Genomic DNA, 13,716 nt, shown 5'->3' with positions numbered 1-13,716 from the left:
GTCGTTGCGTGGGGTCCGGCGCAGTGTGTCGTCATATCCACTGTGCCAGATCCGCGGCGAGTGCCGCCGGATCGACGTTCGGGTCGATCAGCTTCCAGCTCGAGACCCACTCCCGCTTCGCCAGTCCCCGGTACACCGCACCGGTCCTGGTCTGCAGGTCCGAGTCCCGCTCATAGGCGTCGAGTTCGCGGGTCGAGTCGGAGGCCTCCCTGGCCAGCGCCCGCGCCCGCGCCAGTTCGACCGGCACGTCGAGCAGCATCTGCAGCGCCGGCCGCGGCAGGCCGAGGCGATCGAACTCCAGCTCGCGCACCCAACGGACGAACTCGCCGTCCGGCCCCTGCCGCAGGCGGGCCGCACCGTAGGCCGCGTTGGAGGCCACGTACCTGTCGAGCAGCACGATGTCGTGTCGCTCGAGCAGGTCCGTCAGTTCCGCCACCGCGCCGCCTCGGTCGAGTGCGAAGAGCACGGCCATCGCGTTGACCGACTCGGCCAGGTCACCGTGGGCGCCCTTGAGCGCCTCGGCGGCGAGATCCGCGTGGATCGAGACGCCGTAGCGGGGAAAGGTGTCCACAGCGACGCGGACGCCGGCCGACGTGAGCTCGGAGACGAGCTTGTCGACCAGCGTCCGCTTGCCCGCGCCATCGAGACCCTCCAGCGCGATCAGTGTTCCCACTGCGGTGTTGCTCAGTACCGGTAGTGCTCGGGCTTGTACGGGCCCTCGACGTCCACGCCGATGTACTCGGCCTGGTCCTTGGAGAGCTTGGTCAGGGAGCCGCCGAGCGCCTCGACGTGGATCTTCGCGACCTTCTCGTCCAGGTGCTTGGGCAGGCGGTAGACCTCGTTGTCGTACTCGTCCGGCTTCGTCCACAGCTCGATCTGGGCGATGACCTGGTTGGAGAAGCTGTTGCTCATCACGAACGAGGGGTGGCCGGTGGCGTTGCCCAGGTTCAGCAGGCGTCCCTCGGACAGCACGATGATCGAGTGGCCGTCCGCGAACGTGAACTCGTCGACCTGCGGCTTGATGTTGATGCGGGTGACGTCGGCCGCCCGCTCCAGACCTGCCATGTCGATCTCGTTGTCGAAGTGACCGATGTTGCCCAGGATCGCCTGGTGCTTCATCTGCTTCATGTGCTCGAAGGTGATGATGTCCTTGTTACCGGTCGAGGTGATGACGATGTCGGCCCAGCCGATCGCCTCCTCCACCGTCTTGACCTCGAAGCCGTCCATCAGCGCCTGCAGGGCGTTGATGGGGTCGATCTCGGTGACCGCGACCCGCGCGCCCTGGCCGCGCAGCGCCTCGGCGCAGCCCTTGCCGACGTCGCCGTAGCCACAGACCAGCGCCGCCTTGCCGCCGATCAGCACGTCGGTGCCCCGGTTGATGCCGTCGAGCAGCGAGTGCCGGGTGCCGTACTTGTTGTCGAACTTGCTCTTGGTGACCGAGTCGTTGACGTTGATGGCCGGGAACGTGAGCTCACCGGCCGCGGCCACCTGGTACAGGCGCAGCACGCCGGTGGTGGTCTCCTCGGTGACGCCCTTGACGGACTCCGCGATGGTCGTCCACTTGGACTTGTCCGCCTCGAGCGACTGACGCAGCAGCGCGAGGAACACCTTGTACTCGTCCGAGTCGTGCTCGTCGTCGGTGGGCGGCACGACGCCCGCCTTCTCGAACTGCGCGCCCTTGAGCACCAGCATGGTGGCGTCGCCGCCGTCGTCGAGGATCATGTTCGCGGGCTCGCCCGGCCAGGTGAGCATCTGCTCGGCGGCCCACCAGTACTCATCCAGCGTCTCGCCCTTCCAGGCGAACACGGGGATGCCCTTGGGCTCCTCCGGGGTGCCGTGCGGGCCGACGACGATCGCGGCCGCGGCGTGATCCTGGGTGGAGAAGATGTTGCACGAGGCCCAGCGGACCTCGGCGCCGAGCGCGGCCAGCGTCTCGATCAGCACGGCGGTCTGGATCGTCATGTGCAGTGACCCGGAGATGCGGGCACCCTTGAGCGGCAGGACCTCGGCGTACTCACGACGAAGGGCCATCAGGCCCGGCATCTCGTGCTCGGCGAGACGGATCTCCTTGCGGCCGAACTCGGCGAGCGAAAGGTCCGCCACCTTGTAGTCGATTCCGTTGCGGGTATCCGCCTCGAGCTTGTTCTCAGACACTGAGGTCGTCATCTGCCTCTCCTGGTTGCCGATATCTCGGGTAAGGCTATCGGGTTTCCTCCTGGGGCGGGCGCGCGAGTTACGCCTCGGCGGCGCCGACGATCGCCTCGATGAAGGGCACGAAGATCCGGGCCAGGTCCTCGGCGACGTTGCGATCGGAATCCGGCGGCATCGAGATGTAGCTGATCGCCAACCTGACGATCCCCCGACTGAGGACTCCGGCATCGGCAGGCGAAGCCTGAATCCAGCTGCGCTCCAATGTTTCCGCGAGCCTTGCCGAGGCGTGGTCGAGCAGCGGGGCACTGTCGGTGGTGATCAGCCGCAGCAGGTCCGGCTTGGCTTCCCCGGTGAGCAGCGACTGGACCAGCGGATCGGAGGCACTCTGCTGGAAGAACGTGGTGAACGCCTCGACCAGCCCCACGTGCGGCAGGCCCACGTTGCCGTAGATGGAGTCCTCGATGGCCCCGACGAAGCGGTCCGCCAACTGCAATGCGTACGCCTGCGCGAGACCCTGCCTGGACTTGAACTCGTTGTAGACGGTCTGCCTGCTGACCCCGGCTTCGGCCGCGATGTCGGTCATGGTCACCTCGGACCAGTCCTTGACCGACAGCAGATCCCGCATCGCGCCGAGAACCGAATCCCGCAGCAGTGTGCGGGTCGCCTGTTGGAACGGGATTCGGTTCGTCGGTGCCATGGTGGCGAGAGTGGCAGCATGCATCCGGGCCGTCAAACAGGAACCCGCTGACTCAACGCCGTGAGGTCCTGGCTCTCATCCGCCAGGAGCGCCGGATCGATCGTCGGGTGCTCGCCGATCAGGACTCGCGCGGCGCGGAGGTCCTTGGGCCTGCCGAGGGTCACCGCGCCGACCAGGCGGCCGTCCCGCCGCGCGAGCAGGGTGAAATCACGCCCGGCGATGCTGCCCCGAACGACGGTGTCGTCGTCGGCCTGCGGCCACCCCGCGATCTGGAGATTGAGCCCGTACTGCGAGGACCAGCACCAGGGCACCTCGCGGGCCGGAGCGGGCTCCGCGCCCGCCAGGCCCGCGAGCATTGCCCGCGCGGCCCCGGCGCCCTGGGTCTGCGCGGAGTTCCAGTGCTCGGTTCGATGCCTGCCGCCCAGCACGAGATTCGGGCAGTTGGCCACGTCCCCCGCCGCATACACACCGGGCTCGGAGGTGGCGTGGCGCTCGTCCACCACGATTCCGTCCGCGGTGGCGAGCCCGGCCCGCTCCGCGAGGAGCGTGTTCGGCACCATTCCGACCGCGAGCAGCGCCGCGCCCGCGGACCACACCGTCCCGTCGTCGGCGGTGGCACGCACCCCGCCCGCGCCGTCCGAGGCGAGCTCGGCGAGCCGCACCGAGGTGTGCAGCGCCACGCCGTTTTCGCGGTGGATCTGCTCGTACAGCGCGCCGACCTGCGGCGGGAGTACCCGGTGCAGCGGCGCGGGCGCCGCTTCGAGCATCGTCACCTCGGCACCGAGGCCCCTGGCGGTGGCGGCGACCTCGGAACCGATCAGGCCCGCCCCGATCACCAGGATCGAATTGGTCCGGTCGATGGCGGCACGCAGCGGTGCCACGTCGTGCATCGACCGCAGCGCCAGCACCGCGTCACCGGCCGAGTGCTCGATGCCGCGCGCCCGGCCGCCGGTCGCGAGGAGCAGGGCGTCGTACGGCAGCTCCTCGCCGGTGTCGAGCCGGACCGATCGGCCGGCCAGGTCGATCGAGATGACGGCCACCGACGTGCGGAACTCGATCGCTCGCTCGGTCCAGTAGTCGGCCGCGCGGATCCGGGCCTTCTCCGCGGGCATCGTCCCGAGCAGCAAGTCCTTCGAGAGGGCGGGCCGGCGGTACGGATGCGCGGGATCGTCGCCGATCACGGTCACCGCTCCCGAGAAGCCCTCCGCCCGTAGCGTTTCGGCAGCGGTGATCCCGGCTACCCCGGTGCCCACGATCACGATGGAGCTCACGAGCGGGCAACCTCGACCATCTCGAAATCGGCCTTGGCCGCGCCACAGTCGGGACAGCTCCAGTCATCGGGAATGTCGTCCCAGCGGGTGCCGGGCGCGATGCCGTCCTCGGGCCACCCCAGTTCCTCGTCGTACTCGAAACCACACTGGACACAGCGGTAGAGCTTCATCATTCAGTCCTCTCGAAATCGATCTTCTCCCGCACTCCGCAGTCCGGGCAGCACCAGTCGTCGGGAACCGAATCCCATGGGGTGCCTGCCGGGAATCCTTCTCGCGGGGCACCTTTCAGTTCGTCGTAGCGGTAGTCGCATACCGGGCACTGATAGGCAGCCATGATCACGCCGCCCCGTAGCGGGCGAGGATCCGCTCACGCTTGGCCGGCTGGACGTTCACCCGGGTGATGTCGCCGTCGTAGTGGTCGAGGACACGCTTGTCCATCACCTTGCGCCAAACCGGCGGGAAGTACGCGAGGGAGATCATGCTGGCGTAGCCGCTCGGCAGGTTAGGGGCGCCGTCCATGCTGCGCAGCGTCTGGTAGCGCCGCGTCGGATTGGCGTGATGGTCGCTGTGCCGCTGCAGGTGGTACAGGAAGATGTTGGTGCAGATGTGATCCGAGTTCCAACTGTGCACCGGGGCGCAGCGCTCGTAGCGGCCACTGGCGGTCTTCTGACGAAGCAGTCCGTAGTGCTCGAGGTAGTTCACGGTCTCGAGCAGCGAGAATCCGTAGACGGCCTGCAGTAGCAGGAAGGGCAGCACCTCCCAGCCGAACCCGGCGACGAGCGCGACGTACAGGACGGCGGACATCAGCCAGGCGTTGAGCACGTCGTTGTGGATGCTCCACGCGCTCTTGCCGAGGCGCTCCATGCGGGCCTTCTCCAGCTCCCACGACGACTTCAGGCTGCCCCAGACGCTGCGCGGCAGGAAGGACCAGAAGGTCTCGCCGAATCGGGCACTGGCCGGGTCCTCCGGGGTGGACACGCGAACGTGGTGGCCGCGGTTGTGCTCGATGTAGAAGTGCCCGTAGAAGGTCTGGGCCAGGGTGATCTTGGACAGCCAGCGCTCGAGCTCGTCCTTCTTGTGACCGAGTTCGTGGGCGGTGTTGATGCCGATGCCTCCCATCACCCCGATGCTGAACGCGAGTCCGATCTTGGAGGCGAGCCCCAGGCCGCCCTCGATACCCAGCCAGGCGAGGTTGTCCGCGGTCCACAGGTAGCAGGCGAACACCAGGCTCGCGAGCTGGAACGGGATGTAGACGTACGTGCAGTACCGGTAGTACTTGTCGTTCTCGAGCCGCTCCATCACCTCTTCCGGCGGGTTCTGGCCGTCCGGCCCGAAGAAGATGTCGAGCACCGGCAGCAGCCCGTAGACGAGGATCGGCCCGATCCACCACCACACCGGCGAGACCGCGGACCAGCCCAGCTCGTTGAATCCCCAGACCAGTCCGGCCGCGAGGAAGACGGCGGTCGGCGGGATCAGCCCCAGCAACCACAGATGCCGCTTCTTGTCTCGCCACTGCTCGGCGGGTGCCTGCGCCCCCGGATCGACCTGCATTGCCACGACTGCCTCCTCTGGGAACGGGGCCCGGCGCTGTGAGGTGGGCCACGTAGAAATAGACGATATGCGACCTTCCGTCTGCTGTCTATACAAATCGAATGATTTGTACACGCGGGGAATCCGACCGATGAACGCAGAACACCCCGCCGGGATCCGGCGGGGTGTTCGCAGCACAACGGTTCGGCCTGGTCGGCCAGGGGTCAGAGCCCGACCCCGCCTGGCCCCTCCGGACCACCGAGGTGACCGAGTGCCTCGGCCTCCACCCCCGGCTGGGGCCTGCCACGTAGGCCCACCATCGAATGCCGGTACCCGTAGAGGAAATAGACGACGATGCCGATCGCCATCCAGACGACGAAACGGATCCAGGTCTCCACCGACAGGTTGAGCATCAGCCACAGGCAGGCCAGCACCGCGAGGATCGGCACCAGCGGGACCAGCGGGACCCGGAAGCCGCGCGGCAGGTCCGGCCGGGTACGACGCAGGACGATCACGCCGAGGCACACCAGCACGAACGCGAACAGGGTGCCGATGTTGACCATCTCCTCGAGGGTCCCCATCGGGAAGAAGCCGGCGAGCAGCGCGGAGACGACACCGACGATGACGGTGATCCGCACCGGGGTCCCGTTGCGCCCGGTGTGCGCCAGTTGGCGCGGCATCAGCCCGTCCCGCGACATCGCGAACAGCACCCGGGTCTGGCCCAGCAGCATCACCATCACCACGGTGGTCAGGCCGGCCAGGGCACCCAGGTTGATCACCCACTGCGCCCAGGTGATGCCGTGGTACTCGAACGCCGTCGCCAGCGTCGAGTTCTCGCCCGCGAGGTCGGTGTACTTGACCATGCCGGTGAGCACCAGCGTCACCGCGACGTACAGGACGGTCACGATCAGGAGGGAGGCGATGATGCCTCTCGGCAGCGCCTTCTGCGGGTTCTTGGTCTCCTCCGCCGTGGTGGCCACGACGTCGAATCCGATGAACGCGAAGAACACCAGGCTGGCGGCGGCAAGCAGGCCGTACCAGCCGTAGGTGCTGCCACCCGCGCCCGTGAGGTAGGAGAACAGCGACTGGTGGATGCCCTCGCCGGTACTGCCCGGCTGCGACGGCGGGATGTACGGCGAATAGTTGTCCTTGTTGATGTAGAAGGCACCGACGACGATCACCAGCAGCACCACGCCGACCTTGATGCCGGTGATCACTGCGGACACCCGCGATGACAGCTTGGTGCCGGTCACGAGGATGACGGTCAGGGCCGCGATCAGCAGGATCGAACCCCAGTCCATGTCCACCGGCCCCATCGAGATCACCGTCGACCCTTCGGCGCCGATCACATTGCCGAGGTACAGCGACCACCCCTTGGCCACCACCGAGGCGGCAAGGGCGAATTCCAGGATGAGGTCCCAGCCGATGATCCAGGCGACGAACTCGCCGAACGTGGCGTAGGAGAAGGTGTACGCGCTGCCGGCGACCGGGACGGTCGAGGCGAACTCCGCGTAACACAGCGCGGCCAGTCCACACGCGATGGCGGCGAGCACGAACGCCAGCGAGACCGAAGGCCCGGCAACATTGCCCGCGGTGCGCGCGGTCAGCGTGAAGATGCCCGCACCGACGACCACCGCGACGCCGAAGACCGTCAGGTCCCAAGCCGTGAGATCCTTCCGGAGCTTGCTGTCCGGCTCGTCGGTGTCCGCGATCGACTGCTCGACCGACTTCGTTCTGAAAATCCCGGATCCCATCGCTACCTCCTCGTGAGGGAATGCGGCCAAGCCTATTGCGCCCGGCACCCCTCACACGAGGTTTCGCCGCGGTGGCGCGTCGGCTACGAGGCGGGTTCCCGGTACAGGTCAGGCTCGAGGTAGATGACCCGGGCCAACGGGACCGCGGCGCGCACCCGGGCCTCTGCCTCGTCGATCGCGGCCGCGACGGTCTCGATATCGGATCCGGGCGCGATCGCCACCTTCGCGGCGACGAGCATCTCCTCGGGACCGAGGTACTGGGTCTTGCAGTGGATGACCCGGTCGATCTGCTTGCCGTCGACCAGCGCGGCCAGGATCCGCTCCTCGTCGTCCTCCGTGGCACCCTCGCCGATCAGCAGGCTCTTCATCTCGATGATCAGGATGACCGCGATGATGCCGAGCAGGACACCGATGCAGAGCGTGCCGATGCCGTCGAAGACCGGGTTCCCGGTGAGCATCGACAGGCCGACACCACCGAGCGCGAGGACCAGGCCGACGAGCGCGCCGGTGTCCTCGAGCAGCACGACGGGCAGCTCAGGGCTGCGCGAGGTCCGGATGAAGTGCCACCAGCCGGCCTGCCCCTTGAGCGGACGGGATTCCTTGACGGCGGTGAGGAAGCTGAAGGTCTCCAGCCCGATCGCGATCACCAGGATGATCACGGCCACGATCGGGGACGTCAGGTCCTCCGGATGCTGGATCTTGTGGATGCCCTCGTAGATGGCGAACATCGAGCCGAGGGTGAACAGCACCAGGGCCACGACGAAGGAGTAGAAGTAACGGTTGCGGCCGTACCCGAACGGATGCAGCCTGGTGGCCGCCCGATTCGCCCTGGCCTGCCCGAACAGCAGCAGACCCTGGTTCGAGGTATCCGCGACCGAGTGCACCGACTCGGCGAGCATCGACGAGGAACCGGTGATGAGGAAGCCGACGAACTTCGCCACCGCGATACCGGCGTTCGCGAGCAATGCCGCGACGATCGCCTTCTTGCCACCATGAGCGGACACAGCAGTTCTCCTCTCCCCGATCGCATCTGCGACCCGGGCATCGATCAAACCTGACTAGGGGGTGTTCACCCGACAGCGGCGCTGAACACCTGCGCGGTCGAGGTCCGGGCGACGGCCACGAGCTCGGGATCCGAGGCCGCGATCCACGCCGCGCCGCCCTGCTCGAGATCCAGGGTCTTTCCGCCGCTCCGAAGTGTGACAGATCCGGAGGTGCACAACAGTATCCGCGGTCCGGCGAGTTCGAACTCCACCGAGGCGGGGTGCCGATCGCCGGATCGGTCCAGGTCCACCCGCGTCAGCGCGAACTCGGGGGCGGGCGTCTCGTAGACGACGGTGGCGGCACCGGGGACCGCGGACGGCGTCAGCACCGGCCCGGTGAGCGGCTCGAAGTCGAGCACCCGTAACAGTTCTGGCACGTCGACGTGCTTGGGGGTGAGCCCGCCACGCAACACGTTGTCCGAGTTCGCCATCACCTCGACAGCGAGCCCGTGCAGGTACGCGTGCAGGTTCCCGGCCGCGACGTAGAGGCCCTCGCCCGGCTGCAGGGTGATCCGGTTCAACAGCAACGAGGCCAGCACGCCCGCGTCGCCCGGGTAGGACTCGCCCAGACCGAGCACGGTCCGCAGCTCCGCGGTGTACGCGCGCGAGCCGGGCCCACCCGACAGGTACCGAACACAACCCTCGAGAATCTGTGGGAGCAGCGCTTCGAGCGCGGGCGGGGGCAGCGTGATCCAGGTGGTGAACAGCGCCCGCAAACCCGACGAATCGGGCTGTCCCGCAAGGAGAGCGATGTAGTGATCGAGCGCGGGCACCTCGAGTGCCATGAGCAACTCGATGGTCCGATGCGGATCCCGGAACCCGGCGAGCACCTCGAACCGGGTCAGCGCCACCACCAGTTCCGGCTTGTGACTGTCGTCGCGGTAGTTGCGTACCGGTGAGTCGAGCGGAATCCCGGCGGCCTCCTCGCGCTGGAAGCCCTCCTTGGCCTGAATCGCGCTCGGGTGGGCCTGCAGCGACAGCGGTTCCTCGGCGGCGAGCAGCTTGAGCAGGAACGGCAACCGGTCACCGAACTCGGCCCGCGCCCGGTCACCGAGCTGGCCGGCCGGGTCGGCGTCGACCGCCTCGAGCAGCGAGACCGGGTCCGCGCCGCCGAGCAGACGTGCCGGGTCGGCCGGATGGGCGCCGAGCCAGACCTCGGCCTCCGGATGGTTCGACGGCACGGGCCTGCCACACAGTTCGGCGATAGCGGTGCGCGAACCCCAGGCATAGGTGCGCAGCGCGCCTTCGAGCAACTGCACTAGCTACCGCCGATCAACTGCAGATAGGCCGCGGCCATCTCCAGGCGCACGGCCGTCACCGCCAGCTGCTCGATCTCGGTGCGCTCCCCAGCCATCTCCCGGCCCCCCTTGTCGATCTCTTCGTCGTCCTCCACGGCGAGCACCAGCTCGGCATCGCGCAGGACCGCGATCCTGCGCGATGCCGCGGCCTTGGTGGCCGCGCTGGACAGCACGAAGACCCGCACCGGATTGCTCGGTGGCGGACCGTCGAGTTCCTCGTCATGGAAGATCGGATCGTATCCAGCCGCGTCCGCGACGGATCCGCCGGACGCGAATCGTGTGGCCGAGGCCACCACATCGCTGAGGTCGGCCGCCGCGACCACCGCGCCCGCGGTGCGCATGAGCACCTCGGCTCCGTGCCGTGCGAGCGCGCCGGTTGCCGGGCCGTCTCCGGCGAGCACCACCCGGCGTCCACCCATGCGGACAGCCAGTGACTTCGCGGGATTGTGGAACACCTCGTTGGCCGGGTGCCCGCGCAGCGCCTCCGCGTCGACCGCGTCGGCGAGTTCGTGTAAGTCAGGCAGCAGGTTGTCGGTGCGCGACGGCCCGAGCACGGTCAGCACCGCGAGACCGGCGGACAGGTACCGCAGGAACCCGTGCTGATCGGCGACGCGAATGCGCGGCGGCAGCTGCATCGCCCGTCCGGCACCCGCTGCGCGGAGCGGCCCCTCGTCCGGCGCGGCGATCACTACCTCGGCGCCCCGGCGCAGAGCCGAATCGACCGCGGACAGCAACAGTGGATCCCCCGCGTCCTCGCCGGCGACGACCACGACATCGAGCGAGCCGACCCACGGCGGGACCGCGGGCAGGTGCAGGATCGGCACGCCGATCCGGGCGCCGAACGCACCGGTGAGCACCGAGGCGGCCCGGCCTGCGCGGCCACCGCCCGTCACCAGGACGATGCTGCGCGGGCGGAGATCCCTGATCCGATCGAGGGCGCCCTCGTTGACCGACTCCGCGGTGGCCCGCACCTGCGCGCCACCGAGCGCGGCGGACCGCAGCGATCCCTCGGAATCGGCTGCGGTGACGCTTGCGGAGTCATCGAGGTCGAGAAGGTGTGACGGAGCCGTCATGGCGTCCTTCCTCTCTCGCTCTGCCCGGGGCAAGAATTCTACGGCTCTTCCCGTGTCCGCTAGGCGCGCACGACACCAAGTATCTCAGCCACCAGCGCTTCGACCTCTTCGACCGTCCGTGCTTCCACGTTCAGCCGCAGCAAGGGCTCGGTGTTCGAGGCGCGCAGATTGAACCACGCGCCCTGGCCGAGATTGACCGTGACACCGTCGAGGCGGTCGACGGACTTCGTGCGGCCCGAGAAGGCGGCGAGGACGGCGGCGGTCCGTTCGGCGGCGTCGGCGACCGTCGAGTTGATCTCGCCCGAGGCCTCGTAGCGCTCGTAGCTCTTCATCAGGTCGGATAGCGGTCGGTCCTGCTCGCCGAGCGCCGCGAGTACGTGCAGCGCGGCGAGCATGCCGGAGTCGGCGCCCCAGAAGTCGCGGAAGTAGTAGTGCGCCGAGTGCTCGCCGCCGAAGATCGCGCCAGTCTCCGCCATCTGCTGCTTGATGAAGGAGTGCCCGACCCTGGTCCGCACCGGAGTGCCGCCGAGCTCGGTCACCAACTCGGGCACCGCCCTGGAGGTGATGAGGTTGTGGATGATCGTGGCGCCGGGCTCCTTGGCGAGCTCCCGCTCCGCGACCAGTGCCGTCACCGCGGACGGGGACACCGGGTTGCCGAGCTCGTCGACGACGAAGCAACGGTCCGCGTCGCCGTCGAAGGCGAGGCCGATGTCCGCGCCGGTCTGCCGGATCCGCTCCTGCAGGTCGACCAGGTTCTTGGGGTCGAGCGGGTTGGCCTCGTGGTTCGGGAAGTTCCCGTCGAGCTCGAAGTACATCGGATCCACGCTCAGCGGCAGCGGTTCGAACACGGCCGGGACCGTGTGCCCGCCCATGCCGTTACCCGCGTCCACCGCGACCGACATCGGCTTCATCGACGACAGGTCGACGAGGCCTCGGACGAAGTCGGCGTACTCGGCGAGCACATCCTGCTCGCTGACCGAGCCCGCCTCACCGTCGTAGCCGGGCACGCCCTCGATGACCTCGGCCGAGATCGTCGCCAGCCCTGTGTCCTGTCCGACCGGCTTGGCGCCCGCACGGCACAGCTTGATCCCGTTGTACTTCGCGGGGTTGTGGCTCGCGGTGAACATGGCACCCGGACAATCGAGCAACCCCGACGCGAAGTACAGCTGATCGGTGGAGGCGAGGCCGATGAGGACGACGTCGAGCCCCTGGGCCGTCACTCCGTCGGCGAACGCGTTCGCGAGCTCCGGCGACGACTCCCGCATGTCGTAGCCGATGGCCACGCGGTCGGCGCCGGCGCGGACCAGGCGGGCAAACGCGCCACCGACATCACGCACGAAGTCGACATCGATCTGTTCGCCCACCACTCCGCGGACGTCGTATGCCTTGATGACGGCATGGACGGATTCGGCGGGACGTGCCACTGCGATAACTCCTGCGTTCGGGGACGGTCTTGATCGGTGCACCGCCAGCCTAGTGCCAGGTGCCGCGCGGGTCAGTTCGTGGGATCGGGCAGAACCCGCAGATGGCCGCGACGACCGGTGCGCGGGGCCGGGGCAGGCGCGTGTGCCGTTTCCACCGAACCCGACGCCACGGAATCGACGGATGCACGCTCGGGCATACCCGCCTCGCGGACGGCCTCGGCGAGTGCCGTGAGGTCGTCCTCGTCCGGGGTGGTGGTGGAGAAACCGCCCTCGTAGCGGACCAACTCCCAGCCCTTCGGCGCGGTGATCCGGGAAGCATGCGTCTCGCACAGATCCCAGGAATGGGGCTCGTCGACGGTGGCGAGCGGACCGACCACTGCCGTCGAGTCCGAATAGACATACGTCAGCGTCGCAACGGCGGGGTTCTTACACCCAGGCCGGCAGCATCGACGCAGTGCTCTCACGCTGATGAGGGTAGCTGGCAGACCCGCAGGCTCCTACTCGGACACACCGGAAGCCGATGGGTGTCGGTAGGATTGACCTTCATGCGCAGAGCCCGACACGGACGACCGTTGACCTCCCGATCGGCCGCTCGACGGGGACGCGGTATCCGCGGACCGGTGCTCCCGGCGAGTGTGCCCGCATGGCGCAGCCGGGCGGAGAAGTTCGACATGCTGGTCCTGGAGGCGTTCGCCCCGATCGACGCCCGCTGGCACGATCGGATCACCAAGCTCGACATCGCCGTCGACGAGGTGCCGAAGATCCGCGCGCTCGACCCCGATTCGGTCACCTGGCCGCCGGAGGTGGTGGCGGAGGGACCGGTGCCGCTCTCGCGACTGGTACCGGCAGGCGTTGACCGGCACGGCGCCGCCACGAGAGCGCGACTGGTCCTGTTCCGCCGGCCCCTCGAATTGCGCGCCAAGCGTCAGGAAGATCTCGTCGATCTGTTGAACGAGGTGTTGGTCCGGCAGGTCGCCACCTACCTCGGAGTCGACCCTGAAGTGATCGACCCGGAGCTCGGTGAAGACCCCGAGGACTGAAAAGTACTTGATCCGTAAAGGATCCGGCTCTAGACGATTCCGCGCTTGAGCCGACGACGCTCGCGCTCCGAGAGTCCCCCCCAGATTCCGAATCGCTCGTCATTGGAGAGCGCGTACTCGAGGCACTCGTCGCGAACCTCGCAACCGAGGCAGATTCGCTTTGCCTCGCGGGTCGAGCCACCCTTCTCGGGGAAGAATGCCTCGGGATCGGTCTGAGCGCACAGGGCGCGCTCCTGCCACTGATCTTCGATGTTCTCGAACATCTCATCAAATCCGGTGACCAGGCTCAGCTGAGGCCGTACCGGCTCCCTCTCCCCCAAAAGTTCGCCAACACCCTCCACTGCGTTCGCTGTGAAATCGGTCTGCGGTTCGTAATCAAGCGCGCTCAGAAGTCGTGATCCCTCGTACTGGTTGGGCATCGTTCCGCCTCCTCAC

The 13,716-nt window shown here is 67.9% G+C and carries 15 protein-coding genes; 1 reads left to right on the top strand and 14 read right to left on the bottom strand.

The window, feature by feature from the left end:
* Positions 1-31: 31 nt before the first annotated feature.
* The 13 genes from JOE46_RS25860 to JOE46_RS25800 all read right to left on the bottom strand — a co-directional run bounded on the left by JOE46_RS25860 (position 32) and on the right by JOE46_RS25800 (position 12,705).
* The gene (locus JOE46_RS25860) at positions 32-673 is read right to left on the bottom strand and encodes a dTMP kinase (protein WP_097210557.1); all 642 of its coding nucleotides are present in this window, start codon (positions 671-673) and stop codon (positions 32-34) included.
* Positions 674-684: 11 nt separating this feature from the next.
* The gene (ahcY, locus tag JOE46_RS25855; protein ID WP_097210556.1) at positions 685-2,166 is read right to left on the bottom strand and encodes an adenosylhomocysteinase; all 1,482 of its coding nucleotides are present in this window, start codon (positions 2,164-2,166) and stop codon (positions 685-687) included.
* A 67-nt stretch (positions 2,167-2,233) separates the two neighbouring features.
* Positions 2,234-2,872, bottom strand: coding sequence for a TetR family transcriptional regulator (locus JOE46_RS25850; RefSeq protein ID WP_097210555.1), 639 nt, complete (start codon positions 2,870-2,872; stop codon positions 2,234-2,236).
* An 8-nt stretch (positions 2,873-2,880) separates the two neighbouring features.
* The gene (locus JOE46_RS25845) at positions 2,881-4,119 is read right to left on the bottom strand and encodes an NAD(P)/FAD-dependent oxidoreductase (RefSeq protein ID WP_269588328.1); all 1,239 of its coding nucleotides are present in this window, start codon (positions 4,117-4,119) and stop codon (positions 2,881-2,883) included.
* The gene (locus JOE46_RS25840; RefSeq protein WP_027500191.1) at positions 4,116-4,289 is read right to left on the bottom strand and encodes a rubredoxin; all 174 of its coding nucleotides are present in this window, start codon (positions 4,287-4,289) and stop codon (positions 4,116-4,118) included. The genes JOE46_RS25845 and JOE46_RS25840 overlap by 4 nt, the downstream gene beginning before the upstream one ends.
* Complete coding sequence (locus tag JOE46_RS25835; protein WP_209928842.1) at positions 4,289-4,453, bottom strand: rubredoxin; 165 nt, start codon at positions 4,451-4,453, stop codon at positions 4,289-4,291. Before JOE46_RS25835 ends, JOE46_RS25840 begins: the two co-directional genes overlap by 1 nt.
* A 2-nt stretch (positions 4,454-4,455) precedes the next feature.
* Positions 4,456-5,670: an alkane 1-monooxygenase gene (locus JOE46_RS25830; protein WP_209929263.1), complete on the bottom strand. Its 1,215-nt coding sequence runs from the start codon at positions 5,668-5,670 to the stop codon at positions 4,456-4,458.
* A gap of 203 nt (positions 5,671-5,873) precedes the next feature.
* Positions 5,874-7,403: an amino acid permease gene (locus tag JOE46_RS25825; RefSeq protein WP_097210550.1), complete on the bottom strand. Its 1,530-nt coding sequence runs from the start codon at positions 7,401-7,403 to the stop codon at positions 5,874-5,876.
* Between the two features lie 83 nt (positions 7,404-7,486).
* Entirely contained in the window at positions 7,487-8,407 is a 921-nt protein-coding gene (locus JOE46_RS25820) for a cation diffusion facilitator family transporter (protein ID WP_097210549.1), read from the bottom strand.
* 65 nt (positions 8,408-8,472) lie between these two features.
* On the bottom strand, positions 8,473-9,705 hold the full coding sequence (gene manA, locus JOE46_RS25815) for a mannose-6-phosphate isomerase, class I (protein ID WP_097210548.1): 1,233 nt from the start codon (positions 9,703-9,705) through the stop codon (positions 8,473-8,475).
* Positions 9,705-10,817, bottom strand: coding sequence for a tobH protein (locus tag JOE46_RS25810; protein ID WP_209928841.1), 1,113 nt, complete (start codon positions 10,815-10,817; stop codon positions 9,705-9,707). Before JOE46_RS25810 ends, manA begins: the two co-directional genes overlap by 1 nt.
* A gap of 59 nt (positions 10,818-10,876) precedes the next feature.
* Positions 10,877-12,241 carry a phosphomannomutase/phosphoglucomutase gene (locus JOE46_RS25805; protein ID WP_097210546.1) on the bottom strand — a complete coding sequence of 455 codons (1,365 nt, stop codon included), beginning with the start codon at positions 12,239-12,241 and terminating at the stop codon, positions 10,877-10,879.
* 71 nt (positions 12,242-12,312) lie between these two features.
* Positions 12,313-12,705, bottom strand: coding sequence for a DUF3499 domain-containing protein (locus JOE46_RS25800; protein ID WP_097210545.1), 393 nt, complete (start codon positions 12,703-12,705; stop codon positions 12,313-12,315).
* 81 nt (positions 12,706-12,786) lie between these two features.
* Between JOE46_RS25800 and JOE46_RS25795 the strand changes: the two genes are divergently transcribed.
* Complete coding sequence (locus JOE46_RS25795) at positions 12,787-13,281, top strand: metallopeptidase family protein (protein ID WP_077041018.1); 495 nt, start codon at positions 12,787-12,789, stop codon at positions 13,279-13,281.
* 29 nt (positions 13,282-13,310) lie between these two features.
* Here JOE46_RS25795 and JOE46_RS25790 read toward each other — a convergent pair whose 3' ends face one another.
* Positions 13,311-13,544, bottom strand: a complete 234-nt coding sequence (locus JOE46_RS25790) for a WhiB family transcriptional regulator (protein ID WP_179800471.1) — start codon at positions 13,542-13,544, stop codon at positions 13,311-13,313.
* Positions 13,545-13,716: the final 172 nt, after the last annotated feature.

Origin of the sequence: Rhodococcus sp. PvR099 (genome assembly GCF_017833315.1) — a bacterium.
In the GTDB taxonomy this organism is placed as follows: Bacteria; Actinomycetota; Actinomycetes; order Mycobacteriales; family Mycobacteriaceae; genus Rhodococcus_G; species Rhodococcus_G oryzae.
The sequence above is the reverse complement of the archived record's forward strand: the minus strand, read 5'-3'. Positions and strand labels throughout refer to the sequence as shown.